Raw genomic sequence first — 24,053 nt, 5'->3', positions numbered from 1 at the left:
GCATGGTGAAGGTATTTCTCGTTGATGACCATTCCGTGTTCCGCTCCGGGGTCCGTGCTGAACTGGCGGATGCCGTCGAGATCATCGGTGACGCCGGGAATGTCGCCGACGCGATCGCCGGAATCAACGCCACCAACCCAGATGTTGTCCTGCTGGACGTGCACATGCCCGACGGCGGTGGGGTGGCGGTGCTCAACGGGGTCACCGTGGACACCACCTTTTTGGCACTGAGTGTCTCTGATGCCGCGGAGGATGTGATCTCGGTGATCCGGGCAGGCGCCCGTGGCTATGTCACCAAGACCATTTCAGGCCAGGAGCTGGCCCGGGCCATTGCCCAGGTCAATGGCGGGGATGCCTATTTCTCCCCGCGACTGGCTGGCTTTGTCCTGGATGCTTTCGCCGGTGGCGAGGTTGCGGAGGAGCCGGTCGGTGAGCCGGAGCGGGTGGATGATCCAGTGGTCGATGCGCTGACCCGCCGGGAGTTGGAGGTGCTGCGTCTGTTGGCGCGTGGCTACACCTACCGCGAGATCGGCAAGGAGCTGTTCATCTCGATCAAGACGGTGGAGACGCATGCCTCGAATATCCTGCGCAAGACCCAGCAGTCCAACCGGCATGCCCTGACCCGCTGGGCGCACTCCCGCGATCTGGACTAGCGCCGGAACCCGGCTGCCGGGTGGGTCTCGGGCAGTAGGTCCGCACCGTTGAGCTTTCCCCGGAGGGTCCTCCCGGGTCGCTCGGGGAGCAGCCCCCGGGAACGCAGCACCGGGCTCACGTTCTCGGCGAAGGCCTGCGTATCCGGCCCGCGTAGCGCGTAGTCGACATTGAAACCGTCGACCCCGGACTCCCGCATCCAGCGCTGCAGCTCATCGACGATGGTCTCCCCCGAGCCGACCAGGACCGGGCCGCGTCCGCCGATGGTCATGTGGGAGGCGAGGTCTCCGATGGTCCAGCGTCGCCCGGGGTCCAGGGCGGTGAAGGACTGCAGTGCGGAACGGTTGCCCTCGATGTGGACCTCGGTCAGCACGTCATCGGGGCCATAGGTGGACAAGTCCAGTCCGGTCCAGCCGGCGAAGAGCGCCAGCGCTGCCTCGCGGTCCACATAGCGCAGGTAGGAGTCATAGCGTTGCCGGGCGGCGGCATCGCTCTCGGCGGCGATGACGGTGACCGAGGTGATGGTCTGTAGTTCCGTGGCGGCGCGACCGGTGGCGGCGAGCTTGGCTTTCGCGGCGTCGACAAGCTGTCGAACGTTGTCCGGGGTGGTCCCGGCGAAGAAGAGCGCCTCGGCGTGGCGGGCGGCGAAATCCAGCCCACGTGGGGAGGAACCGGCCTGGAAGAGGAAGGGCACGCGCTGCGGTCCGGGCAGGGTGACTGCGGTGCCGGGGACCGTGAAGTACCGGCCGGCGTGGTTGATGGGGTGCACCCGGTCAGGATCGAGGTAGGTGTTGGTGGCGGCATCGATACGCAGGGCTTCGGGCTCGATGGAGCCCTCCCAGAGGGCATAGACCACGTCCAGGTATTCCTCGGCGCGATCGTAGCGCTCATCGTGGGGGAGATTTTCGGCGCCGATATTGGCCAGGGCGGAGGGCTGGTAGCCGGTGACGATATTCCAGGCGATGCGGCCACCGGTGAGATGGTCCAGGGTGGCGAATTTCCGGGCCAGCAGGAAGGGCGACTCATAGGAGACATTCGCGGTGACTCCGAAACCGATACGTTCGGTGGCTGCGGCCAGGGCGCTGATCAGCAGCAGCGGATCCAGTAGCGGGTACTGCATGCCGGCGCGGATGGCGGTGCGCCCGGAACCCTCGTAGACGTCATAGACCCCGGCGACATCGGCGAAGAAGACGGTGTCAAAGCCCGCCTGTTCCAGAAGTTTCACGTGGGAGACCCAGAAATTCAGGTCGCGGTACTGCTCCGGGTGAGCATCCGGGTGGCGCCACAGCCCGGAGGTCTGGTGGGAGGGGGTGAGCATATCGAGGGCGGAGAGAATCATGCTGTTACTTTCCCACAGCAACATTTAGACGAAAGCGAGTGCCCGGCTGCCGTCGACATGAGGGAAGACCCAGAGCATCCAGGCGAAGATGCCCAGCCCGACCAGGAGGGTGCCCCAGATCGGTAGCGGGGCAACGGCCGGGACCAGCATCAGGGCCAGCCACACCAGGAAGAGCGGAATGACCTGCCCGAACTTCGGCCGGTAGGTGACGTTGCGCTTTTCGAGGTATGCGCGCAGCTCCCGGCGGTAGGGGTGGCTGAAGGTCAACAGGAAGGCGGCACCGATGGCGATGACCATGGCTGCGATCTGGCTGCCGCGGCTCAGGTCGGTGGACAACATGGCGACACCGATGCCGATCAGTGCGGAAGCGCCGAAGCGGACTGCCGGCGGGGTGGGGATCGGGGTGACGTGAGATCGCATGTTGCTGTAGGCATCCATGCAGGCCACGGTACCAGTTGACGGATTCAAGGTAGGTAGGAGATACTGGAAAACATGAGTAGAACAGGTGTTCGAAAAGTGCGGGCGGATGCGGTGCCTGCGGCGGAGCTCTCCGGGCTGAGCCAAGCCGAGCGGATCTCGGTGCTGCGCTCCCGGATGGGCACTCTTGAGCGCCCTGAGGTCCTGGGGGTGGGCCCGGAACTGGCGAAGGTCCTTCCCGGTGGGGGACTGGCGCGCCGGGCGGTCACCCACCTGTCAGACTGCCCGGCCCTGGTCATCGAGCTCATTGCGCACTGTACCGCCGCCGGTGGACACGTCGGGGTGGTCGGCTGGTCCGAGCTCTCCTACGCCGGGGTTCCGGACTCCGGGGGAGAACTGGACCGGATCATCACCGTCCCGGAACCCGGTCCGGAGGCCCTGAGCATCAGCGCGGTCCTGGTGGAGGGGCTGGACCTGGTGGTGCACCATTTCCCGGTCCCGGTGGAGCTCAGCCCGACCAGGGCCCGACCGTTGCTGGCCAAACTACGCGGCGGTACCGCAGCATTGGTGCTGGTGGGGGCCCAGGTTCCCGCCCCGGCGGCGGTGATCGATGCGAAGGTCAGCACCTACCGCGGGGTGGGCACCGGCTACGGCCGGATCAACGGTCTCGATATCCGGCTCCGTGTCCGGGCCCGGGGGCGCCCGCCGCAGCAGCTGATCCTGACCCTGGGAAACCGGCCCCGACTGCGGGCGGTCTGAGATGCGCGTGCTGGCCCTGTGGTTCCCGGACTGGCCGATTCAGGCCGCCCGGCTGGCGGGGATCGCCCACTCACCGATGGCGATCGTCGGCGACCACCGGATCCGGGTATGTGATGGCCGGGCACGCCGCGCCGGGATCAAACGTGGCATGCGGGTGCGCCAGGCCCGCGCACTCTGTCCGGAACTGCAGATATCGGCGGGATCCCCGGAGCGCGAGGGGCGGTTATTTGAGCCGATTGCCGCGGGACTGGATGAGGTGGCTTCCTCGGTGGAGGTGCTGCGTCCCGGGCTGGTGCTCATTGACGCTCGGGCGGCCGGCCGCTATCACGGTGGGGAGGACCGCGCCGCCGAGCTGCTTATCGACGCCGCGACTCGCCGCGGGGTGGATGCCTTGGCAGGCATCGCCGATGAGATCGCCACCGCGGTGCTGGCTGCCCGGGTCGGCGCGGTGGTGTCGGTCGGCGGTTCCGCTGACTGGCTGGCGGGTCAGCCGCTGGCGCTGCTCACCGCCGAGAGTTCCCTGGACTGTGAGCCCGGGGTGGTGGCGGCGTTGCATCAGCTCGGGCTGCGTACCCTAGGGGAGTTTGCAGCGCTGCCACTGAGCGCGGTGGGTACCCGTTTCGGCCGGGCCGGACAACACTGTCACCGGATCGCCACCGGCGCCCCGGACCGGCGGCTGGCACCGGAGCTGCCTACCGTGGAGCTGTCGGTGTCCCTGACCCCGGCGGAACCGGTGGAGCGGGTGGATACCGCCACCTTCCTGGCCCGTACCCTGGCGGCGCGGTTGCACCAGCGGCTCCGGGCAGCTGGCCTGGTGTGCCTGCGGTTGCAGGTCATCGCAGAGCTGGCGGATGGGCGGCGGCTGGAGCGGATCTGGCGTACCCGGGAGGCGTTGAGCGAGCAGGCCACGGCGGATCGGGTGCGCTGGCAGTTGGACGGCTGGCTGACTGCCGGTGGTTCCGGTGGCATCATCACGTTGACCCTGGATCCGGTGGAGGTGGCCGCCCCCGGTAATTACGCTGAGCTCTGGCGCTCGGGCAGCGAGCGGGAGGACGCGCAGCGGGTGGTCAACCGGGTGCAGTCCACCCTCGGTAGTGATGCGGTACTCAAACCCCGCTCCGCTGGGGGACACGGGGTGGCTGAACGCATCAACTTCATCCCCTACGGCGAGGACGTCGGGGAGCCTGAAAAGGGCAGTTGGCCGGGTCGGATCCCGGGGCCGCTGCCGGCGCGCCTGCCTGCCGGTGCGGGGGTATCACTGGTGGATCGGGCAGGTCGGCCCGTGATCGTCACCGCGGAGGCGCTGCTGAGCGGCACACCTGCGGTCCTGGACTGTGGTCGCGGAACCTTTGAGATCCAGGGCTGGGCAGGTCCCTGGCCGGTGGACACCCACCGCCGACGTTGTGCCCGCCTGCAGGTGATCGGGCAGGCGGTGGGGGAGGGGGAGCCGCGGGCCTGGCTGCTGATCTGGGAACGCGGCTGGCAGGTGGAGGCGGAATATTGAGCTTAACGCTGGACGATATCTACGACCACGCGCGGCGGGTCATCGAGCACCTGCACGGAATAGGGCAGCTGTTGGTTCATCCCGATGATGAACTGGGAGCGCCCCTCAAAGGTGCCGATGCTCTGCACCTCCGTGATATTGCCGACGCCCTCGACGGTACCGATCTGCGGATCATCGATCCCCAGGTCAAAGGGGTAGGCCATGCCGTCCAGGTTCACGTTCAGGGCGGTGGCCCCCCGGAAGTCGACGGGGCGCCCCGAGCCCTGCTGTGAGGGGCGGTCGGTGTAGTCGATGAACCAGCCGGGGGTGCCTTCGCCGGTCAGATCAAAGACGACCCGGTCGAAGCCCTCATGGCTGCCCACCCGGACATCAGTGACGACCAAGGTGGCGGGAGCCTCGGGGCGCAGGGTCTTCATGGCGGTGTCGGAATCGCCCAAGGGGGTGATGCCTGCGTTGGTGGAGGTGCTGTCATCGCCGGAGATCGAGGCGGAGAGCGTTTCCAGGGCGGTGGTGGAATCCTGACCGGAGTTGCCTGCACCAGTACAGGCGCCGAGACCGAGGGCGGTGACGATCACACACCCCACGGCGATACGGCGAATCGGAATACCAGTCAGCACAGTCATGGAAAACACCGTAGCGCGAGATGAGCGAGCGGGAGAAACCAAAAGGGGCTTTAGAATTGATTGTGAACGAATCGTTGCAAACCGGCTTCTCGGATAGCGGATATCCTAGGAAGATGTCTGCTGCGCTTCGTTGTTCTGATGTTCAGGTTGAACCCCTTCCCGGTACCGCTAAACAGGAACGGGTACATGTGCTCCTCGAGCACCCGACCGGTTGGAGCCGGGATGTGCTCGACGGTGGGACCTTCGGCCCGGAACTCAGTGCGGAACTCAAGGCCCACCTCAACGCTAAAGCCGGGTTGCAGCTGATCCGTCGCCCCGGCCGCGAGGGGAGAATTGAGGGGCCGCGGGCACTTTTCCTGGCGTTCACTGCGGAGGGTGTCACCGAGAAGCTGACCCTCAGTGATCCGGCGGAGATCCTGGAGCTGGATCTCTCCGGACCGGGCCGCAATGGTGCTGAAACCGTGACCCACCCCCTGGTGCTGGTGTGCACCCACGGCAAGCGTGATCTCTGCTGTGCGGTGAAGGGCCGACCCCTGGCGGCACAGTTGGCGCAGCGTTTCCCCGGTGATGTGGTCTGGGAGACCTCGCATACCAAGGGCCACCGCTTCGCCCCCTCGATCCTGCTGATGCCCTGGGGCTATTCCTTCGGCCGCCTCAACACTCAGGCGGCGTCAGCGCTGGTGGCCACGGCGCAGCGGGGCGAGTTTTTCCTGCCCGGCAACCGTGGCCGTGGGCTCTGGCGGCCGGAGGACCAGGTCGCGGAACTCGCCGTTGCCCTTGAGCTTATCGACGCCGGGCGCTCCCTGTACTACGGCGACCTCGCCGTCGAAGGGGGCGTCGTCACGCATGCCGACGGCCGTTCCTGGACCGTGGAACTGAAAAAACAGGAGGTGACCGGGGTGGTCTCCTCCTGCGGGGATGAACCGAAGGTCGGTTCTGCCTGGGTGGCGGTTTCCGTTAGCGGCGCATGATCTTCTTCGACAACCAGTTGCCCAGCAGCTGGGCGATCTGGACGATGATGATGATCGCGAAGGTGGCCACGTAGGTGACCTCCCAGTCGTAGGCGCGGTAGCCGTAGACGATGGCGAAGTCACCCAGACCGCCGCCGCCGACGTAGCCGGCCATCGCGGACATGTCGATCACGGCGATGAAGATGAAGGTGTAGCCCAGGACCAGGGGCCCCAGGGCCTCGCGCAGAATCACCGTGGTGATGATCTGCCAGGGGCTGGCACCCATCGCCCGGGCCGCCTCGATCACGCCGGGATCGATGGCCACCAGGTTCTGCTCGACGATACGCGCCACCGCGAAGGTGGTGGCGATGGCCATGATGAAGGTAGCGGCATCACGACCGATGGTGGTGCCCACCACCGCCTGGGTCAACGGTCCGAAGGCGGCGATCATGATGATGAAAGGGATCGGCCGGACGAAGTTCACCAGCACGTTGATCACGGTGTAGACCACCGAGTTCTTCAGGATGCCCTGGCTGCGGGTGGTGTAGAGCAGGACACCCAGCGCGAGGCCCAGGACACCACCGGCGATCATCGCGATGGCCACCATGACGAGGGTGTCCCCGATGGCATCGAGGAAGGTGGGACCTAGCCGGTTCCAATCCGCGGCGAGAATCATGGTGTTCATCGGATGATCTCCTTGATGTCGGTGGTCGCCGCAAGGGTTCGGTAGAACTGCTCGATGGCGGGTGTCGGACCGTTGAGTCGGACCGTCATCTTGCCGAAGCTGTGCTGTTGCAGGGTGGTCACGCCACCGTGGACGATCGAGATCTTCACGCTGGCCTCCCGGGCTGCGGCGGCGGCCCCGAAGAAGCCGGAGTCCTCGCTCAGTTCGACGGTGAACAGCCGTCCCTCATGGGCCAGCAGGTCATCGGTTTCCACCATGTCCGGGGTGTTGCGCAGTGCGGTGGCCACGAAGCGCTGGGCGACGGCGGTCTTCGGGTCGGAGAAGACCTCGTAGACGGAGCCGTACTCCACCACCTTGCCGGCCTCCATCACGGCGACCTTGTCGGCGATGGAACGCACCACCTCCATCTCGTGGGTGATCACCACGATGGTGATGCCTAGCTCGCGGTTGACCTTGCGCAGCAGCGAGAGCACCTCCTGGGTGGTCTCCGGGTCGAGCGCAGAGGTGGCTTCATCCGCTAGCAGGAGGGAGGGGTTGTTCGCCAGCGCGCGGGCGATACCCACGCGCTGCTTCTGCCCACCCGAAAGCTGCTCCGGGAAGTTGCGACCCTTATCTCCCAGGCCGACGAACTGCAGCAGCTCCGCGACCCGGCGCTTGCGCTCCTCCTTCGGGACACCGGCCAGCTTCAGCGGGTACTCGATATTGCCGGCTGCGGTGCGGGAGGTGAAGAGGTTGAACTGCTGGAAGATCATGCCCACACCGGAGCGGATCTTGCGCAGCTGCGACTCCGACTTGCCGACCACATCAACTCCATCGAGCAGCAGCTGCCCGGAGGTGGCGTTGTCCAGACCGTTGATCAGCCGAACCAGTGTCGACTTACCGGCGCCGGAATAGCCGATGACGCCGAGTACCTCGCCGGGTTCAACGGACATCGACACATTATCGACGGCGATGGTGGTCGCCTTCTTATTGTTGTTGAACACCTTGGAGATGTTCCGGAACTCGATGCGGGTTCCGCTTCGTTGCTGGGTGTCAGACACTGTTCGTGTGCTCACTTTGCTTTGATGACAGGGCCGGTACAAGATTAAACCCCACCGTGGGAAACGGTGGGGTTGGGTGCGCTGGTGTCTTACTTCTGGGCGTCCGCTTCCAGGCGATCCAGGATCTCCTGCAGCTCAGCGGCGGTGCGCTGAACCGGAACGGAGGTGCCGGCGGAATCCTCGTCCACGGCAGCCTGAACCTCGGGGGAATGCCACAGCTCGACGAGCTCGGCCACGCGCGGATCTGCGGCATCCTCGGCCTTGGTCACGAAGACGTTGATGTAGGGCTCGGCTTCCTGGGACTCCGGATCATCCTCGAAAACCGCGGTGTTCGGGTCGATACCGGCGCGGTCCAGGAAGGAGTTGTTGATGATGGCAGGGGTGCCCTCGCCGTAGGCGACGGTGGTCTGGGCGGCATCAACCGGGGTCAGGGTGACCTTGGAGGCCTCTTCGTCGATGTCGAGCTCAGTCGGGGAGATCAGGCCCGGGGTCTTCAAGGTGATCAGATCAGCCTGCACCAGCACGTTGATGGCACGACCCAGGTTGGAGGGGTCATTCGGAACGGCGACAGACTGACCCTCGATGCCGTCAATGCCCTCGTGGTCCTTCCAGAACAGTGCCAGCGGCACGATCTCGGAGGCACCGACCGGGGTCAGGTCATCATTGTTTCCGACGTTGTACTCGGACAGGAACAACAGGTGCTGGAAGAGGTTGACATCGATCTGATCCTGGCTCAGGGCCTGGTTCGGGGTGGCGTAGTCGCTGAAGGGGACGACCTCGATGTCGACACCAGCGGCATCTGCCTGCTCTTCGAAAGCGACCCAGGCCTTCTTTCCGGCATCGGTGGTGCCGATGCGGATCGGGCCCTCGGCGGACTCGGAATCGGAGTCGGAGGAAGAGCAGGCGACCAGTGCGGTGGCGGCGAAGATGGTGGCGGTGCCGCCAGCCAGGATACGGCGCAGGTTCATGATGGTGTCATCCTTTGCTGGAAAATATTCAGGGGGTACTGGGGGAAGACATTAACACGCGCCGAACAGCTTGGTCTAGTTTTTTCGAACCGAGAGGGTTTGGGAGGTGGGTTCTGGCGGACTCAGTCGCACTCGGCCATCATGCCCAGGATCTCCTCCGGCGCACCATCAGCCCGGGCGCGGTCAAGGTCGAAGCAGGGGTATTCAGTGACTTCGGAACTGCCGTGTGCCTCATATTCCACCCAGCGACCGTTGTTCCAGAAGGCATATATCACCCAGTCGGTCTGCCACCGGCCGCCGCGCAGCCACTGCCCGTCGCAGTAGAGGACGGTGTCGAGGCCGGGGTCAATATCGCGGGCCAGGGCCTCCGGAGTGCATTCGATGAAGGGATCCGTGGGGCTGGAGGTGGTGGGAGTGGTTGGGGTACTGGTGGCTGCCGAAGTGCCGGGGCCTTCGGTGACGGTGACCGTCTCGGTGGGGGTTCCGGTTCCGGCACCGGTGCAGGCGGTGAGCAGTGTGGCCGTGGCGAGGAGCAGGATGGTGCGGAAGGGGTGTCTCATGACGGCCTCCTATCGGCTTTTTCTGAGCCTAGCCTGCGGGTCATCGGGCTGAAAAGAGTTTTCACCGGTTCTTGCCCATTCTGAGATATTGGAACATATGTTCTAATGTTGTGCTAGGTTCTGAGATGTGAGATTCACTGGCGGTGCCCCGTTGAGTTGGTCCCGGCTCGAACAGATTCTTTCCGGCCGGCAGGGGCCGGAACCGGTTCCGGTCGATCATCTGCGCGAAGCCCCTGCCCCGGGGCGTCGAGAAGCATCCCGCGCCTTCGCTGAATTACACGCCATCTCCAGCTACAGCTTTCTCAGTGGTGCCTCTGATCCGGAAACCCTGGTGGCGCGTGCCGCTGAGCTGGGATTATCCGCTTTGGCGGTGGTGGACCGCGATGGTTTCTACGGGGCCATCAAGTTCGCCGAGGCTGCGGCCGAGGCGGGGCTGCCCACGGTCTTCGGCGCCGAACTGACGCTTGCGGCGGACCGCGTGCTCACCCTGCTCTGCCGTGATCCGGAAGGTTATCGTCGGCTCTCCCGCTTGATCGCTGCGGCACATATGGCCGGCGGCGAGAAGGGCCGGCTGTATTACCCACCGCTGGAGCTGATCGCTGCGGCAGCTGAGGGGCACTGGTTGATACTCGCCGACCATTCCTGGCTGGGGGAGATAGACCGGCTGATCGACGGTTTCGGCGCAGCGAATGTGATCCGGGAATATGTGGTGAGCATGTTGCCGGAGGATGCCGACCACCACGCCAAATTGGATGAATGGCCAAAACTGCGGGCCATCGTCTCGGCGCGCCCGGCCGCCGCCACGCGTCATGACGCCCCGCTGGCCCGGGCGAAGCGGTCGCTTGCACGCCGGGAGGCGATGAGCCAGGCGGAGTCAGCACTCCATCCGATGGGGGCGGGGTGGCTGCGCTCCGGCGAGCAGGTGTCCATCATGGTGCCCGGCCGTCCGGAGCTGCTGGTCACCGCGGTTGAGATCGCGCAGGAATGTTCCTTCACCCTCGACCTGCTCGCGCCGAATCTGCCGCACTGGAAGACCCCGGAGGGTCAGCCGGAAATGTCTTGGCTGCGCCACCTGGTGCGCACCCGCGCCGAAACGAGGTATGCCAGCCGCCCGCCGGAGATCCGGGCGAGGGCGCAGCGGCAGATCAAGTATGAGCTCGGGGTGATCGGGCAGCTGGACTTTCCCGGCTATTTCCTCATCGTCAATGATCTGGTGGATTTTTGCCGCCGGGAGAATATCCTCTGCCAGGGGCGGGGCTCGGCGGCGAACTCGGCGGTGTGTTTCGCACTCGGTATTACCAACGCCGAGCCGATTTCCGCCGGGTTGCTTTTTGAACGGTTTCTCTCCCCGGAACGGGAGGGGCCACCCGATATCGACATTGATATTGAATCCGGTCGCCGGGAGGAGGTCATCCAGTACGTCTATGAGAAATACGGCCGGGATTATGCCGCCCAGGTGGCCAATGTGATCACCTACCGCACCAAGGGGGCGATCCGTGATGCCGCCCGCGCGCTCGGCTACCCACCGGGCACCGCGGATGCCTGGTCCAGGGGTACAGCAGCACCTCCGGCTGACGTGGTGGAGCTGGCGGAGAAGTTTCAGGGGCAGCCCCGTCACCTGGGAATCCACTCCGGAGGCATGGTTATCTGTGACCGGCCCATCGCGGATGTGGTGCCCACCGAATGGGCCCGGATGGACAAGCGCTCCGTGGTGCAGTGGGACAAGGATGACTGCGCCTCTGCCGGGCTGGTGAAATTCGACCTGCTGGGCCTGGGCATGCTCGAGGCCCTGCACCACATGATCGACCTGGTCGAGCAGACCACCGGCAGACGGGTGGAACTCTGGGATCTGGATCTGGCTGAGCCGGAGATCTACGAGATGCTTTCGCGTGCCGACGCCGTGGGAGTCTTCCAGGTGGAATCCCGCGCGCAGCTCTCCACGCTGCCGCGCCTGAAGCCACAGAACTTCTTTGACCTGGTTGTTGAGATCGCGCTGATCCGGCCCGGCCCCATCCAGGGTGGCTCAGTCCATCCCTATCTGCGGCGGCGCAGCGGGGAGGAGGAGATCAGTTATGAGCACCCGGTGCTGGCGAAATCCCTGGCCAAAACCCTGGGGATCCCGCTCTTCCAGGAACAGCTGATGCAGATGGCCGTCGATGCCGCCGGATTTTCCGGGGCCGAGGCGGATAATCTGCGCCGGGCGATGGGTTCCAAACGCTCCCCGGCGAAGATGGCGGCCATCCGTGCCCGCTTCTTCCAGGGCCTCGCCGACACCAACGGCATCACCGGGGAGGTCGCCGAGAACCTATGGAATAGGGTCGTGGCCTTTGCCGCCTATGGTTTCCCGGAATCCCACTCGCAGTCCTTCGCCTCCCTGGTCTACTTCTCCGCCTGGTTCAAGTATCACTATCCGGCGCAGTTCTGCGTTGGTCTGCTCCGGGCGCAGCCGATGGGCTTTTATTCCCCGCAGTCCCTGATCGCTGATGCCCGCCGCCATGGGGTGTCGATCCTCCCGATCACCATCAATGACTCCGGCGTGGAAGCCGACTGCGAGGCCGGTGCCATCCGTCTGGGATTGAACCTGGTGCAGGGCCTGGGTGCTGCGGGAGCTGCGCGCGTCGAGAAGCAGGCGCCGTTTTCCTCGATCCCGGATCTCTCGCGCCGGGCCGAGCTGAAGGTGGCCCAGGTCGAGGCGCTGGCACGCGCCGGTGCACTGGAATGCCTGGGAATGGACCGTCGCCAGGCGCTGTGGCAGGCCGGGGTCGCCGCGACCGAGAAACCCGGGATGCTGCCTGGGCTGTCCGCTATTTCGGCGCCGCACCTGCCGGGGATGAATGCTTTTGAGCTGCTGGTCGCCGATATCGCCAGCACCGGGGTGAGCCACCAGATGCAGCCGATGGCGCTGATCCGGAGCCAGCTTGCCGCCGCCGGGATCACCACCGCGGAGCAGCTTCTCGACGCCACGGACGGCACCCGGATCCGCATCGCCGGGGTGGTCACACACCGGCAGCGCCCGCAGACCGCCGCGGGGGTGACCTTCCTCGGCCTGGAGGATGAGACCGGGCTGATGAATGTGATGGTGTCCCCGGGGCTCTGGAAACGCCACCGTCAGCTAGCGCGTGGCGCCAAAGCTCTGGTGGTGCGTGGGATCATCCAGAATGCCACTGGGGTGGCGAGTCTGGTGGCTGATCACCTGGAACCGTTGGGCATCGGTGAGCTGCTCAGCCGGGGATCACGGGATTTTCGCTGAGGGCCGCCGGATCCGGCTCAGGATGAGGACTACCGCGAAGATCAGTCCGTAGCAGACCGCCATCGCGGCGGAGGTGGCGGCATCGAGCCGGTAGGCGACCAGGAACCCACCGAGTGCGCCCACTGCAGCGATCAGGAGAGTCCAGCGGATCAGCTGGGGCAGGCGGTTGCTGATCAGGTGGGCGGTGGCTGCCGGGGTGACCATGAGGGCGATGGCGAGGATAGCTCCGGCAGCGTGAAACGCCGCAGTAACCGTGACTGAGACCAGGAACATCAGCGCCAGGTTCAGCCCGCGGGTGCGGATACCGATGAGCTCAGCGAACTGCAGATCAAAGGTGGAGACCTTGAGCTGGCGGTAGCACGCGGTGATGAATACCGCATTCAGCAGGAGTACCCCGAGCATCAGATACATATAGGAGGGGCCGAAATCCCGACCGCCCAAGATCAGATGGTCAAAGGACGCCAGGTTCAGGTCACCGACGAGCACCACGTGGGTGTCCAAGTGAACATTCTGCAGGCGCGAGCTGACCAAGATCACGCCGAGAGCGAAGAGGGCGGGGAAGATCAGGCCCTGTGGGGCATCGCCGCTGAGCAATCCAGTGCGGGAGAGCCATTCAGATCCCACCGCGACCAGGAGTCCGGAGACCGCCGCCCCGAATACGAGCCAGGGGGAGCGGAGATCCGAGGTCAGAGCGTAGCCCAGGACGATTCCCGGGAACACTGCGTGGCTGATGCCGTCGACGATCATCGAGTTTCCCCGCAGGACGACAAATACCCCAGGAAGGGCGCAGGCCAATGCGGTGACCAGCGCCAATAGTGCGGCACCGAGTGCGAAACCCATCTACGTCACCGCCTTGAGCTCGGCGATCGTCCGGCGCTGCCGGAGGATGCGTCGGAGGATACTGCGCTCCGGGGCGGCGATCAGGGAGAAGAGGAAGATCAGGGAGAGGGTCACCACGATGACGGGGCCGGTGGGCAGCGGACCGAAGGTGATCGAGGCATAGGTGCCGGCTGCCGAACCGAGGCCGCCGATGACCCCGGAGAGCAGCACCATGCCGGGCAGGGTGCGTACCCACTGACGCGCGGCGGCCGGGGGGATGACCACGAAGGCGACCATGAGCACCAGGCCGATGGCCTTGACCCCGATGACCGTGGCCACGGCGATCGTGGCGAACATGAGGGTGTCGGTGATCCGGTTGTTGAATCCCATCACGGCGGCATGCTCCCGGTCGAAGGTGGTGAGCGCGAACTCCTTCCACAACAGCAGGACCACCAGCAGCGCCAGGCCGCCGATGAGCAGGGAGACAGTGAGGTCCGCCCGGGTGATGGTGGAGGCGTTGCCGAAGAGATAGTCCTGGATACCGCCCTTATCGGGAATCGGGTTGTTCTGGATGTACTGCATGAGCAGCATGCCGAAGCCGAAAAGGGAGGACAGCACCACCGCCATCGCGGTGTCGATCTTGATCCGCGAGATCCGGGGGATCGAGTTGGTGCAGAACACCGCGATCGTGCCGACGCTGACGGCGCCGATGATCAGGGCGAACATGTTGCGGCCGTGAAACCCGAATGCGCTGAGCACCAAAAAGGCGATGAGTGTGCCGGGCAGGGCGGCGTGTGAGATGACATCGCTGATCAGGGACTGCTGGCGCAGATAGGCGAAGGAGCCGAGAGCCCCGGCCACCACGCCAATGATGGTGGTGCCCCAGAACACCATGGTGAAGGTGTGGTCACCGAAGAAGTCCATCGGGTTCATCGGGGATCACCGCTCAGGCCGTAGGCGGTACGGATGGCGGCCTCGGTGAAGTGGGTGCTGACATCGCCGGTGCTCACCACCCGTCCGGAGTTCAGCAGGGTGATCCGGTCACAGTAGTCCGGCACCGTGGCCAGATCGTGGTGCACCAGGACGATGGTCTTCCCCTTCGCCCGTAGCTCATGGAGCACCTCGACGATCGCCTGCTGGCTGAAGGCATCCACCCCCTGGAAGGGTTCATCCATGCAGTACAGGTCCGGTTGCTGGGCGAGGGTGCGGGAGAGGAAGACGCGTTGCCGCTGGCCACCGGACAACTGTCCGATCTGCCGGTTCGCCAGGTCACTGATCCCGGTTTGCGCCATCGCCGCAGCGGCGCGCCGGCGTTCCTCGCTGCCGGGGCGACGGAACCAACCCAGGCGGCCATAAGTCCCCATGAGGACCACATCTGCCACGGTGGTGGGGAAGTCCCAGTCAACGCTGTTGTGCTGCGGCATATATCCGACCCGCTGCCGCGTCCGGTTCAGGGGCTGGCCGAAGAACTCGCTGTGCCCGGCCAAGGTGGGAACCAGGCCGAGCATCGCCTTGAGCAGGGTGGATTTTCCGGAGCCGTTGGGCCCCACCACGCCCATGACCAGGCCCTGCGGGACCGCGAAGTCCACCGCCCGGAGCACCGGCTCAGCGTGGTAGGCGACGGAGAGTCCGGTGCATTCAACTGCCAGGGATGAGGTGCTCATCTATTTCCCCAAGGCTTCGGCCACAGTGCTGACATTGTGCTCATATACACCGAGGTAGGTGTCCACCGGTGCGGTGGGGCCCAGCGAATCTGCGAAGAGTTCCGCTTCGGAGACAGTTATGTTCCAGCCGCGGGATTCAACCGCCTCGCGTAGTGAGGTGATTGCCTGCGGGTTGGTCTGATTGTCCTGGAAGATCACGGGTACCTCATTGTCGGCGATATAGTCGGCCAGTTCCGAGAGCTCCCCGGCGGAGAGCGCGGCCTGGGTGGAGATGAAGTCGGTGGCCCGAACCTCCAGGCCATAAGTGTCGCCGAAGTAGCCGAAGGCATCGTGGCCGGTGACCAGGATCCGGGGTGCCGGGATATCGGCGAGCAGTTCTGCGGACTTCTGGTGGAGTGCGGTGAGTTCAGCCTGGTAAGACTCAGCATTGGTCCGGTATTCCGCGGCCTGTTCCGGGTGCTGCTCGGCCAATCGCTCGGCGATGACCCCGATGACGAGGTTCCAGGCCACCGGGCTATTCCAGATGTGCGGGTCGAACAGCGGATTGCCCTGGGCATCGGTTTCGGGCCAGCTCAGCAGCAGTTCGCTCGGGAGCTGATCGCCGACGGCCAGCTGCTGATCACCGAGGCTCTCCAGCTGGTGGATCATCTGGGCCTCCAGATGCAACCCATTCCAGAGCACCAGGTCAGCATTGCGCATCGTCTCGATGTCCCGGGTCGAGGGCTGGTAGGTGTGGGGATCTCCACCGGGGCCGACCATGGTGATCACCTCGGCATCCGGGGCGATGCTACTGACCGCGTCAGCCAGGTAGCCGGTGGTGGCGTAGACCGTGAGCGCGGTACCCCGGGCGGTGGTCTCGGCGGTGCTGCAGGCGCTTAGCGACAGGACCGTCACGGAGAGTAGTACAGCTCCACCCAATAAGCGTCGGGTTAGGGTCACAGAACATCTCCCGGATAGTGTTGAAGTTAGAAGTTCAATGAGTTGAACTTATAGGAATGGTAGTCATGAACTTGCGGAGAGGGCAAGGTGGAGATCTTCGCGCCGGGCTCAGATAGTCTGGGGATCATGCACGTGAGTGAGCTGCCCGACCGATCCCAGGACTACCTGAAGGCCATCTGGAATGTTGCTGAATACTCCGGTGAGCCGGCTGCTCTCGGGGAACTGGCTGCCCGCGTAGGGCAGAAGACGACGACCGCCGCCGAGGCGATCCGCCGGCTGGCGAGCAAGGGGCTGGTGGAGAATGAGCCCTACCGCGGCATCACGCTGACCGAGGCAGGGCGTGAACTCGCGGTCGCGATGGTGCGCCGACACCGCCTTTTGGAGACGTTTCTGGTCCAGGTCCTCGGATACTCCTGGGATGAGGTCCACGAGGATGCGGAACTGCTCGAGCATTCCGTCTCCGACCGGTTCGTCGCGCGTATCGACGCCCACCTGGGTCACCCGGCGCGGGATCCGCACGGCGACCCGATCCCCGATGCCGAGGGCCAGCTCCCGCCGGTGGAGTGGATCAGCCTGGCAGCGGTGGTAGCGGGGGACACCGTCACCGTCGAGCAGGCCGATGACCGTGATCCGCAGCTGCTGCGTTATCTTTCCGCCCACGGACTCATCCCCGGCACGCAGCTCACCGTGCTCGGGCCGCCGGTGGCAGGGATGTTGAAGGTGGAGGTCGCCGGCGAAGACGTGGTGCTCGCGGAGACCTCACTCGCCGATATCCGGGTCCGCCGGAACGGGAACTAGCTGAGCCAGCCTTCGACGGTGCCCGGGTGGCGGCGGGCCCATTCCTGGACGGCGGGCAGAATGTCCATGCCCTCGACATTGACCAGCAGGTCCATCTCATTGACATCAGCGACGCTGTAGCGGATCTTGGCGAGCGCCTCGCGGGTGCCTGCCGGCAGCTGCTCCCAGGCACCCCGATGGGCGATTAACGACGCCCGGTCCGGGGCCGGGAAGGCGCCTTCCGGATCCTCCAGCGGGCGCAGCTCATGGACCTCATTGAGGTACATCGGCTGCCACAGCGGAGTGATGAACCACTCGCCGGCGGCGTAGCGTCGGTTGACCGTCTCGATGATCGCGTCGATGTCACCGTGTGGCTGGGTCCACCCCAGTTCCGCGAGTCTGTAGGCTTCCAGCAGCTGGTCGCCGCGCATGGTCAGCCCCGCCGCCGAGGTGGTTCCCTGCACCACCTTCCCGCCGAATTTCTCGGCGACCGCCGGCTTGGCGAGGTCGTGCAGGCTGGCGACCTCGGTTTCGGGGACATAGCCCGGGACGGCCCAGAAGAACTTCGCGGCGTCATAAAGCGTGCCCACCTCAACGACCGCATCCTTGACCTGTTCCCAGTAGACGGCGTGACCGCCGGGCAGCCAGGCATCGGCGAAAAGATGGTGCTCACCGGCGGCGATCTTCGGGTACATCTCGGGGTGCGGGCCCTCGTGGACCTCAACCTCATGGCCCAGCCGCAACAGCACCTCCTCGACCACCGCGGCGGCCACCTGGTGGAAGGATTCATTGATACGGCCGAGGATGATCGGTTCGGTCATGGTGCGGGCTCCCGTGTGTGAGTGGTGTGGTGGTCGTCACGGTGAGGCTATCAGTTTCTCAGCAGGGCAGACTGTACTTCGCAGTTTTTGGCAGAGTGTAAGACATGGACACTCAGCAGGAACCACCTTCCGGCGAGCTGCCGGAGATGAACCCCGTCTCCCCGAAGCTCACCACCGCCCGCTACCTGGGCCGATTGCCGTGGATTCTGGTGGTCTTGATCGTCTTCCTGGTGCTGGGATTCGTCTTCAGCCACTGGTGGCAGCTCGGCAGCCTCGTGGCCCTGCTGTTGTTGGGCTGGCAGGCGTGGCTGATCCCGCAGCAGGTCAAACGGCTGGGATGGTTGGAAACCGAGAATGAACTGCTGATCACCAAGGGAAAACTCTGGTACACCTTCACCGTCGTTCCCTACGGCCGCATCCAATTCGTCGACGTCAAGGCCGGACCCATTGAGCGTTCCCTCGGGCTCAAATCAGTCGACCTGCACACCGCATCCGCCACCTCTGACTCCTCGGTGCAGGGACTGCCGGCCGCCGAGGCGGAGGCTTTGCGGGAACGCCTAGCAGTGAAAGCACGGGAGAGGATGAGTGGGCTGTGACACAACCTGCTGCTGTCCCACCTGCTGCTGAAGAGTTCCGGCGGGTGCACCGGCTAACCCCGCTGCTACGTTTCTGGACCCTCATTCTGGCGGTCTTCGCCGCCCTGATCTTCAACTTCAACATCTCCACCCTCAACAGCCTCTGGGGATTTTTCAGCGGGGAGTTCAGCCAGGCCTGGGTATCCCTCCTGATTGGTGTCGGCGGACTGGTGCTCGCCTTCGTCCTGATCTGGTGGGTGTCACAGATCTGGTGGAAAGCCACGGGTTTCCGCATCACAGATGAAGAAGTACAGCTCAAACGCGGTGTGCTGAACACCCAGCTGCGCACTGCCAGGTATGACCGGGTCCAGGCTGTCGACGTCGTGGAGTCGGTCATCGCCCGCATCTTCCGGGTCGCCGCAGTAAGAGTGGAAACTGCTGGCGGCGGAAACTCCGTCATTGAGATCGCCTACCTGCGCAAAGCCGAAGCCGAACAACTGCGCCAGGAGCTGTTGGCCTACACACGGGGTCCGGCTGTTGCTGAGGTCCCCGTTTCTGAGATCTCTGGTTTGGATGTCTCCCCGGTACCCGGGGAACCGAAGTCTGATGTCCTGGTGCCGGAGATTCCGATCCAGCGTTCCCTGCTCGGTGCCCTTCTGAGTATTCCCGCGATTATCTCCGCGGTGGGCATCATCATCCTGCTGCTCACCCCGATTGCCCCGGCCTCAGCTCTGCCGGTGTTGGTTGGTGTGCTGCCGATCGTCTGGGGGCAGATCGACCGCAGCTGGAAGTTCAATGCCAGGCTGGAAGGTGAGGTTGTCCACCTCTCCTATGGGCTGGCTGACCGACGTCGCCAGTCCATCCCGCTGCATCGGATCCATGGTGTGAAGATCCGACAGCCTCTTCTTTGGCGGTTCATCGGCTGGTGGGCAGTGGATGTCACCGTCGCGGGGTACGGCCAGGAATCCGACAAGAAGACCGGCACATCGACGCTCTTCCCGGTCGGCTCTCGGGAACAGGCGGTCGCGGTGGCTGCGGTACTGGGTCCGCTGAGCCTGGCAGAGATTGAGGAGCAGGCCCGGCCGGAAGGGCCGACCCACCCCGATTTCAGCAGTCCTCGGATCGCCCGCTGGGTGTCACCGATCGACCGGAAACAGCAGGGTGTGACACTCCTGGATCACGCTGTCATCGTGCACAAGGGCCGGCTGAGTCGGCGGGTATCCATGATCGAACCCTCACACATTCAGGAAGTGACGCTCAGCCATGGTCCGCTGCAGCAGCTCGTCAACCTCTGCACGGTGCGGATGGACCTGGTCGCAGGGCCGGTACGCATGGCTGGTGAGGACCTCAATGCAGCCAAGGGGCGGGAGCTGGTGGACTGGCTGCAACGCCGGAAGCTACCGGAGCTGGAGCTTCGGAGTTAGGTTCTGGCTGGTCAGTTCCCACCGGGGAAACCCAGCTGGCGCCAGGCCTCATAGGTGCCCACCGCGGCACAGTTCGAGAGATTCATGGAACGCCGCCCCGAGAGCATCGGGATCCGCACCTCCTTGGTGATACGGGGGTGAGCGAGAGCAAGCTCCGTCAATCCGGTGGGCTCAGTGCCGAAGAGCAGGGCATCACCAGGTTGGTAGGTGATCTCGGTGTGGAAGGAGCTGGCCCGGGTGGCGAAGGCAAAGATGCGGGACTCCGGGATGGAATCGAGGCAGTCGTTGAGGGTCGGGTGTACCGTGACCTCCGCCAGATCGTGATAGTCCAGACCCGCTCTACGCAGATGTTTTTCACTCAGATCAAATCCCAGGGGTTCTACCAGATGCAGGTGGGCCCCCGTTCCGGCACACATTCGGATGGCGTTTCCGGTGTTCGGTGGGATCACGGGGTTCTCAAAAATCACGTGCAGTAGGGGAGCAGGCATGGAATTCATTCTAAGCGTGGAATAATGGGGCTCGTGACTGCGATCAAACTTGACGGAAAACTGTACCGCGAAGAGATCTTCGCTGACCTGGCCACACGAGTGGCCGCACTCAAGGAGAAGGGGATCACCCCGGGCCTGGCCACGGTGCTGGTCGGCGAGGACCCCGGCTCCCACTCCTACGTGAAGATGAAGCACCGGGATTGCGCGGAGATCGGGGTCAATTCCATCCGCCGCGATCTGCCGGCCGATGTGACCCAGGAGGAACTCAATGCCGTCATTGACGAGCTCAATGCGGACCCGGCCTGCACCGGCTACATCGTGCAGCTGCCGCTGCCGAAGCACCTCAATGAGAACGCGGTGCTCGAGCGCATTGATCCGGCAAAGGACGCCGATGGCCTGCACCCGGTGAACTTGGGCAAGCTGGTTCTCAATGAACCCGCTCCGTTGCCCTGCACCCCGAATGGTTCGATCCAGCTGCTGCGCCGTTTCGGTGTCGAGCTCAACGGCGCCAAGGTGGTCGTCATCGGTCGTGGTGTGACCGTCGGTCGGCCGATCGGTCTGATGCTGACCCGCCGCAGCGAGAACTCCACCGTCACCCTGTGCCACACCGGCACCAAGGACCTCAAAGCTGAGACCCTGCAGGCGGACGTCATCATCGCGGCAGCCGGTAAGGCACACATGCTGACCGCCGACATGATCAAGCCGGGTGCCGCCGTTCTCGACGTCGGAGTTTCCCGCGTTGAGGGCAAGTTGCTTGGCGACGTCCACCCGGATGTCTGGGAGGTCGCTGGTGCGGTCTCCCCGAACCCCGGTGGTGTCGGTCCGATGACCCGCACCTTCCTGCTGGCCAATGTCGTGGAGCGGGCCGAACGGCTCGCCAATGCCTGATTTATCGGCGACCGCACTGAGCAACCCACATGATGTGGGCTTGCGACCTTCAGTGCTGCCCCGATTCCTCCAGCTGCTGGGCATGGCGGCATTCCTACTGGCCTTTGTGGTGGCCTCAGGGTTTGCCCTCACTGAGCACTGGCGGCGGGCAACCTTCACCCTCGGGGCGGCGATGATCTGGCTCGCCGTCCTGAGGTTGAGCTGCGATTCGAAGGTGCTCGGCGTCTTGGCGGTCCGCTCCAGACGATTCGACACCATCTTCAACCTGATGCTCGGCGGGGGACTGGTTTTTCTCTCCTCCTCGATTGATGCGTTGGGAAGCTAGCGCCCGGAACTAGAAGGGCGGCTCCTCCTCGAAGTCCGGAGTCAAGGGAGGCTCTGGAGCTTCGTGGCTCTTTCGCCGTTGCTCGATGCGCTTGGCACGTCGCTGTGCGAAGGTCTGGCCGAAGAGCTTGTTGTCCTTGGTCAGCGGTCCCTGTGGGAAGGTGACCACTGTGGTGCCATCCGGATATTTCCAGGTCACGACACCGTTCTTATCCATGGATGCGGTCATACGGCGACCAGTCTTGACATTGTGATGATGACCGCACAGAGATTGAAGATTCTCTACTGCTGTGGCACCACCAGCTGCATGATTGATCACATGGTCCAGCTCGCAGTGCTCGGCTGCGATGGTGCAGTCAGGGAAACGGCAGGTGCCGTCGCGGCCCTTGACCGCCTGCGCAATACCGGTGGTGGGGCGGTAGGCCGGGGTGATCTCCTGCTCTGCCGCATCCATGTCTCGGACATCGGTGACCCGTTCTTCCCACTCCGCAGATTGTCGGTCATCTAACCAGCCTCCACCGGATAAGTAGACCGGCTTGCCACCCACCGGGCCATAGACGTTGAAGGTTACCCGTGGTGGAAGCTCGCCCCGGATTAGTTTCAGGAAGGCCCCGAGCAAGGTGCCGTTCTTCTTGCGTGCCGCAATCATTGCCAGGACCTTCCGGATCTCGGCGGCTTGGTCGTCGGGGACGGTCATCTCGATCCTTGTGGTCCCACCGCCGTCGGAAGAGAAATGGATGCCATGACCCCTCGGGTCGGATTCCTTCTCGGCGGCTTCCGGATCGAGTTCTGCGAGCAGCTTCCGGATGAGGGCCCGGATGGCCCTTGCGCCGGGTAATACCTGGCTCTTCCTGATGGGGGTCAGATATGTGGTGATCCTTCGGTCCAGCTCTGCAATGATCTCCGGTTTGGTGACTGCTATCAGTCCATTTTCGATAGCCTTCAACCGTGGGAAATCCAGGAGCCCAAGATCTCGGTTATGGGTGGCGATGAGCGGGTAGAGCTCCAGCAGATCGACGATAGCGGCCCACCTCAACACGGCGTTCTTGGTCAGGCCGGTGCGATTGCCCAGCTGTGAGGCGATAGTGTCGACATCCTCTTCCATCGCTGGGGCGAGCTGGGTCCATAATTCCAGGTCCATCCGGTTTCGCTGCATATTCCATAGAGCTGCGGGATCGGTGGGGTCGGTGGAACGGTAGTAGGGCTGTATGGGTTTCTCGGTTGCTGCTTCCTTGGGATTCATCATGGTCCTCCCCGAAGTCCACCCCAGGACTTCAACCAATAGAAAATATGTTCGATTCAGAACCTAGGGGAAGGGCCGGACACATTGGCCCCTTCGGGGGGATTTTGATATCAAAACAGCAGGTGGGAAGGCTTTCCGAGGGGGCGCCCATTGGGGTACCGGCGGGATGGCGGCCGCGCCGATACATGCTAGATGTAGAACTCGATCTTGCCGGTCAGCTCCGGAAAGTCCGGGAGATTGAGGGTGGGCTCCGCCAGGGCGATGAAGCGGCGGAGGATATTGTCCATCTGCCGGAACTCCGCGAGGAAGGCGTCATGGCCCACCGGGGAGGAGATCTTGCCCATCGCCAGCAGATTGCCCAGATTTCGGCTGAGGTGTTCCTGCTGGTGGTAGGGGTACAAAATATCGGTGTCCACGCCAACGACCATGGTGGGCACGGTGGAGGCTGCCAGGGCCTTGTTCAGCCCGCCGCGGCCCCGGCTGATGTCATGCCGGTTCATGGAATCGGTGAGGATGACATAGGAGCCGGCGTCGAAACGCTCCATCAGTTTCCGGGCCTGGTGGTCGAGGTAGCTCTGGACCGCAAAGCGCTGTTTGCGGTCGCGAAAGGTGCCTAGTGGGTTTTCACCGGTTTGAGCATCGGAACCGAAGCGCTCGTCGACCTCCAGTTCGCCACGGTAGGTCAGGTGGGCCAGCTTGCGGGCACCGCCGAGTCCGGCGCTCGGGGTGTAGCCGGTGTCGTGGTAGTCACCGCCGTGCCAGAAGAGATCGTTCTCGATCATGGAGATCTGGGCGGACTGGATGCCGATCTGCCAGGCGCTGGCACGGGCGGAGACCGCGATGACCAGGGCGGAATCGACCAGTTCCGGGTACATCAGAGTCCATTCCAGGGTGCGTGCCCCGCCCATGCTGCCACCGATGACCCCGGCGAGGCGGTTGATGCCCAGGACGTCGAGAAGCGCTTTTTCGGCGTCGACCTGATCGCGGATGGACAGTGCCGGGAAGCGGGAGCCCCAGTGGTCGCCGTCGGGATGGCGGGAGGCTGGGCCGACCGAGCCCATGCAGCCGCCGATGACATTGGTGCAGATGATGCAGAAGCGGTTGGTGTCCAGGGCCATGCCCGGGCCGACGAGGCCCTTCCACCACTCCACCACATCGGAGTCGCCGGTGAGGGCATGCTCGATGAGCAGTACATTGGTGGCACCGTCCGCGGTGATCTGGAGCTCGCCCCACCGCTGGTACGCGATGAAGGCATCGTCGATCAGGCCCCCGGCCTCGGTGGGGAAATCACCGATGGGGACGACGGCCAGTTCTCCGGCCGGGGCGAGCTTGGTCATGGGAGGAA

At 64.4% G+C, this 24,053-nt stretch carries 25 protein-coding genes; 10 read left to right on the top strand and 15 right to left on the bottom strand.

The window, feature by feature from the left end; translation table 11 throughout:
• Positions 1–2 precede the first annotated feature (2 nt).
• Positions 3–653 carry a LuxR C-terminal-related transcriptional regulator gene (locus tag ACTU46_RS06930; RefSeq protein WP_443380516.1) on the top strand — a complete coding sequence of 217 codons (651 nt, stop codon included), beginning with the start codon at positions 3–5 and terminating at the stop codon, positions 651–653.
• On the opposite strand, the gene ACTU46_RS06925 is transcribed toward ACTU46_RS06930, so the two are convergent.
• Positions 650–1,990: an NtaA/DmoA family FMN-dependent monooxygenase gene (locus ACTU46_RS06925; RefSeq protein ID WP_443380515.1), complete on the bottom strand. Its 1,341-nt coding sequence runs from the start codon at positions 1,988–1,990 to the stop codon at positions 650–652. The genes ACTU46_RS06930 and ACTU46_RS06925 overlap by 4 nt on opposite strands.
• 24 nt (positions 1,991–2,014) lie before the next feature.
• On the bottom strand, positions 2,015–2,428 hold the full coding sequence (locus tag ACTU46_RS06920) for a hypothetical protein (RefSeq protein WP_443380749.1): 414 nt from the start codon (positions 2,426–2,428) through the stop codon (positions 2,015–2,017).
• 54 nt (positions 2,429–2,482) lie between these two features.
• Between ACTU46_RS06920 and ACTU46_RS06915 the strand changes: the two genes are divergently transcribed.
• Positions 2,483–3,166, top strand: a complete 684-nt coding sequence (locus ACTU46_RS06915) for a hypothetical protein (protein WP_443380514.1) — start codon at positions 2,483–2,485, stop codon at positions 3,164–3,166.
• A 1-nt stretch (position 3,167) separates the two neighbouring features.
• Positions 3,168–4,670 (top strand): Y-family DNA polymerase, encoded by a 1,503-nt coding sequence (locus tag ACTU46_RS06910; RefSeq protein ID WP_443380513.1) that lies wholly within the window; start codon positions 3,168–3,170, stop codon positions 4,668–4,670.
• A 2-nt stretch (positions 4,671–4,672) separates the two neighbouring features.
• Here ACTU46_RS06910 and ACTU46_RS06905 read toward each other — a convergent pair whose 3' ends face one another.
• Complete coding sequence (locus ACTU46_RS06905; RefSeq protein WP_443380512.1) at positions 4,673–5,293, bottom strand: AMIN-like domain-containing (lipo)protein; 621 nt, start codon at positions 5,291–5,293, stop codon at positions 4,673–4,675.
• Between the two features lie 113 nt (positions 5,294–5,406).
• Between ACTU46_RS06905 and ACTU46_RS06900 the strand changes: the two genes are divergently transcribed.
• Complete coding sequence (locus tag ACTU46_RS06900; protein WP_443380511.1) at positions 5,407–6,264, top strand: sucrase ferredoxin; 858 nt, start codon at positions 5,407–5,409, stop codon at positions 6,262–6,264.
• On the opposite strand, the gene ACTU46_RS06895 is transcribed toward ACTU46_RS06900, so the two are convergent.
• The 4 genes from ACTU46_RS06895 to ACTU46_RS06880 all read right to left on the bottom strand — a co-directional run bounded on the left by ACTU46_RS06895 (position 6,251) and on the right by ACTU46_RS06880 (position 9,496).
• On the bottom strand, positions 6,251–6,928 hold the full coding sequence (locus ACTU46_RS06895) for a methionine ABC transporter permease (protein WP_443380510.1): 678 nt from the start codon (positions 6,926–6,928) through the stop codon (positions 6,251–6,253). The genes ACTU46_RS06900 and ACTU46_RS06895 overlap by 14 nt on opposite strands.
• Positions 6,925–7,983: a methionine ABC transporter ATP-binding protein gene (locus tag ACTU46_RS06890; RefSeq protein ID WP_443380509.1), complete on the bottom strand. Its 1,059-nt coding sequence runs from the start codon at positions 7,981–7,983 to the stop codon at positions 6,925–6,927. The genes ACTU46_RS06895 and ACTU46_RS06890 overlap by 4 nt, the downstream gene beginning before the upstream one ends.
• Before the next feature lie 74 nt (positions 7,984–8,057).
• Entirely contained in the window at positions 8,058–8,936 is an 879-nt protein-coding gene (locus tag ACTU46_RS06885; RefSeq protein ID WP_443380508.1) for a MetQ/NlpA family ABC transporter substrate-binding protein, read from the bottom strand.
• A 122-nt stretch (positions 8,937–9,058) separates the two neighbouring features.
• Positions 9,059–9,496, bottom strand: coding sequence for a hypothetical protein (locus tag ACTU46_RS06880; protein WP_443380507.1), 438 nt, complete (start codon positions 9,494–9,496; stop codon positions 9,059–9,061).
• Between the two features lie 127 nt (positions 9,497–9,623).
• Between ACTU46_RS06880 and ACTU46_RS06875 the strand changes: the two genes are divergently transcribed.
• Positions 9,624–12,746: an error-prone DNA polymerase gene (locus tag ACTU46_RS06875; RefSeq protein ID WP_443380506.1), complete on the top strand. Its 3,123-nt coding sequence runs from the start codon at positions 9,624–9,626 to the stop codon at positions 12,744–12,746.
• On the opposite strand, the gene ACTU46_RS06870 is transcribed toward ACTU46_RS06875, so the two are convergent.
• Genes ACTU46_RS06870 through ACTU46_RS06855 form a run of 4 tightly spaced genes read right to left on the bottom strand, consistent with a single transcriptional unit; the run spans position 12,729 to position 16,168 of the window.
• Positions 12,729–13,586: a metal ABC transporter permease gene (locus ACTU46_RS06870; protein WP_443380505.1), complete on the bottom strand. Its 858-nt coding sequence runs from the start codon at positions 13,584–13,586 to the stop codon at positions 12,729–12,731. The genes ACTU46_RS06875 and ACTU46_RS06870 overlap by 18 nt on opposite strands.
• Positions 13,587–14,498, bottom strand: coding sequence for a metal ABC transporter permease (locus ACTU46_RS06865; RefSeq protein WP_443380504.1), 912 nt, complete (start codon positions 14,496–14,498; stop codon positions 13,587–13,589).
• Positions 14,495–15,229: a metal ABC transporter ATP-binding protein gene (locus tag ACTU46_RS06860; RefSeq protein ID WP_443380503.1), complete on the bottom strand. Its 735-nt coding sequence runs from the start codon at positions 15,227–15,229 to the stop codon at positions 14,495–14,497. The genes ACTU46_RS06865 and ACTU46_RS06860 overlap by 4 nt, the downstream gene beginning before the upstream one ends.
• The gene (locus ACTU46_RS06855; RefSeq protein ID WP_443380502.1) at positions 15,230–16,168 is read right to left on the bottom strand and encodes a metal ABC transporter substrate-binding protein; all 939 of its coding nucleotides are present in this window, start codon (positions 16,166–16,168) and stop codon (positions 15,230–15,232) included.
• A gap of 126 nt (positions 16,169–16,294) precedes the next feature.
• Between ACTU46_RS06855 and ACTU46_RS06850 the strand changes: the two genes are divergently transcribed.
• Positions 16,295–16,966, top strand: a complete 672-nt coding sequence (locus ACTU46_RS06850) for a metal-dependent transcriptional regulator (protein WP_443380501.1) — start codon at positions 16,295–16,297, stop codon at positions 16,964–16,966.
• Here ACTU46_RS06850 and ACTU46_RS06845 read toward each other — a convergent pair.
• On the bottom strand, positions 16,963–17,766 hold the full coding sequence (locus ACTU46_RS06845) for a glycine betaine ABC transporter substrate-binding protein (protein WP_443380500.1): 804 nt from the start codon (positions 17,764–17,766) through the stop codon (positions 16,963–16,965). The genes ACTU46_RS06850 and ACTU46_RS06845 overlap by 4 nt on opposite strands.
• A gap of 146 nt (positions 17,767–17,912) precedes the next feature.
• Between ACTU46_RS06845 and ACTU46_RS06840 the strand changes: the two genes are divergently transcribed.
• Both ACTU46_RS06840 and ACTU46_RS06835 read left to right on the top strand, forming a co-directional pair.
• Positions 17,913–18,362 carry a PH domain-containing protein gene (locus ACTU46_RS06840; protein WP_443380748.1) on the top strand — a complete coding sequence of 150 codons (450 nt, stop codon included), beginning with the start codon at positions 17,913–17,915 and terminating at the stop codon, positions 18,360–18,362.
• Positions 18,359–19,765, top strand: a complete 1,407-nt coding sequence (locus ACTU46_RS06835) for a PH domain-containing protein (protein ID WP_443380499.1) — start codon at positions 18,359–18,361, stop codon at positions 19,763–19,765. Before ACTU46_RS06840 ends, ACTU46_RS06835 begins: the two co-directional genes overlap by 4 nt.
• 11 nt (positions 19,766–19,776) lie before the next feature.
• Here ACTU46_RS06835 and ACTU46_RS06830 read toward each other — a convergent pair whose 3' ends face one another.
• Entirely contained in the window at positions 19,777–20,253 is a 477-nt protein-coding gene (locus ACTU46_RS06830; protein ID WP_443380498.1) for a tRNA (cytidine(34)-2'-O)-methyltransferase, read from the bottom strand.
• Between the two features lie 33 nt (positions 20,254–20,286).
• On the opposite strand from ACTU46_RS06830, the gene ACTU46_RS06825 reads away from it, so the two are divergent.
• Both ACTU46_RS06825 and ACTU46_RS06820 read left to right on the top strand, forming a co-directional pair.
• Complete coding sequence (locus ACTU46_RS06825) at positions 20,287–21,141, top strand: bifunctional methylenetetrahydrofolate dehydrogenase/methenyltetrahydrofolate cyclohydrolase (protein ID WP_443380497.1); 855 nt, start codon at positions 20,287–20,289, stop codon at positions 21,139–21,141.
• On the top strand, positions 21,134–21,466 hold the full coding sequence (locus ACTU46_RS06820; RefSeq protein ID WP_443380496.1) for a DUF3017 domain-containing protein: 333 nt from the start codon (positions 21,134–21,136) through the stop codon (positions 21,464–21,466). Before ACTU46_RS06825 ends, ACTU46_RS06820 begins: the two co-directional genes overlap by 8 nt.
• 9 nt (positions 21,467–21,475) lie before the next feature.
• Here the strand turns inward: ACTU46_RS06820 and ACTU46_RS06815 are convergent, their stop codons facing one another.
• Together ACTU46_RS06815 and metX are read right to left on the bottom strand one after the other, a co-directional pair.
• Positions 21,476–22,711, bottom strand: coding sequence for a hypothetical protein (locus ACTU46_RS06815; protein WP_443380495.1), 1,236 nt, complete (start codon positions 22,709–22,711; stop codon positions 21,476–21,478).
• A 185-nt stretch (positions 22,712–22,896) separates the two neighbouring features.
• On the bottom strand, positions 22,897–24,045 hold the full coding sequence (metX, locus tag ACTU46_RS06810; RefSeq protein ID WP_443380494.1) for a homoserine O-acetyltransferase MetX: 1,149 nt from the start codon (positions 24,043–24,045) through the stop codon (positions 22,897–22,899).
• Positions 24,046–24,053 lie beyond the last annotated feature (8 nt).

Origin of the sequence: Corynebacterium sp. A21 (assembly GCF_052266655.1) — a bacterium.
Classification (GTDB): Bacteria; Actinomycetota; Actinomycetes; order Mycobacteriales; family Mycobacteriaceae; genus Corynebacterium.
Note: the sequence above shows the minus strand (reverse complement) of the source record. Positions and strands in the feature narration are given on the sequence as shown.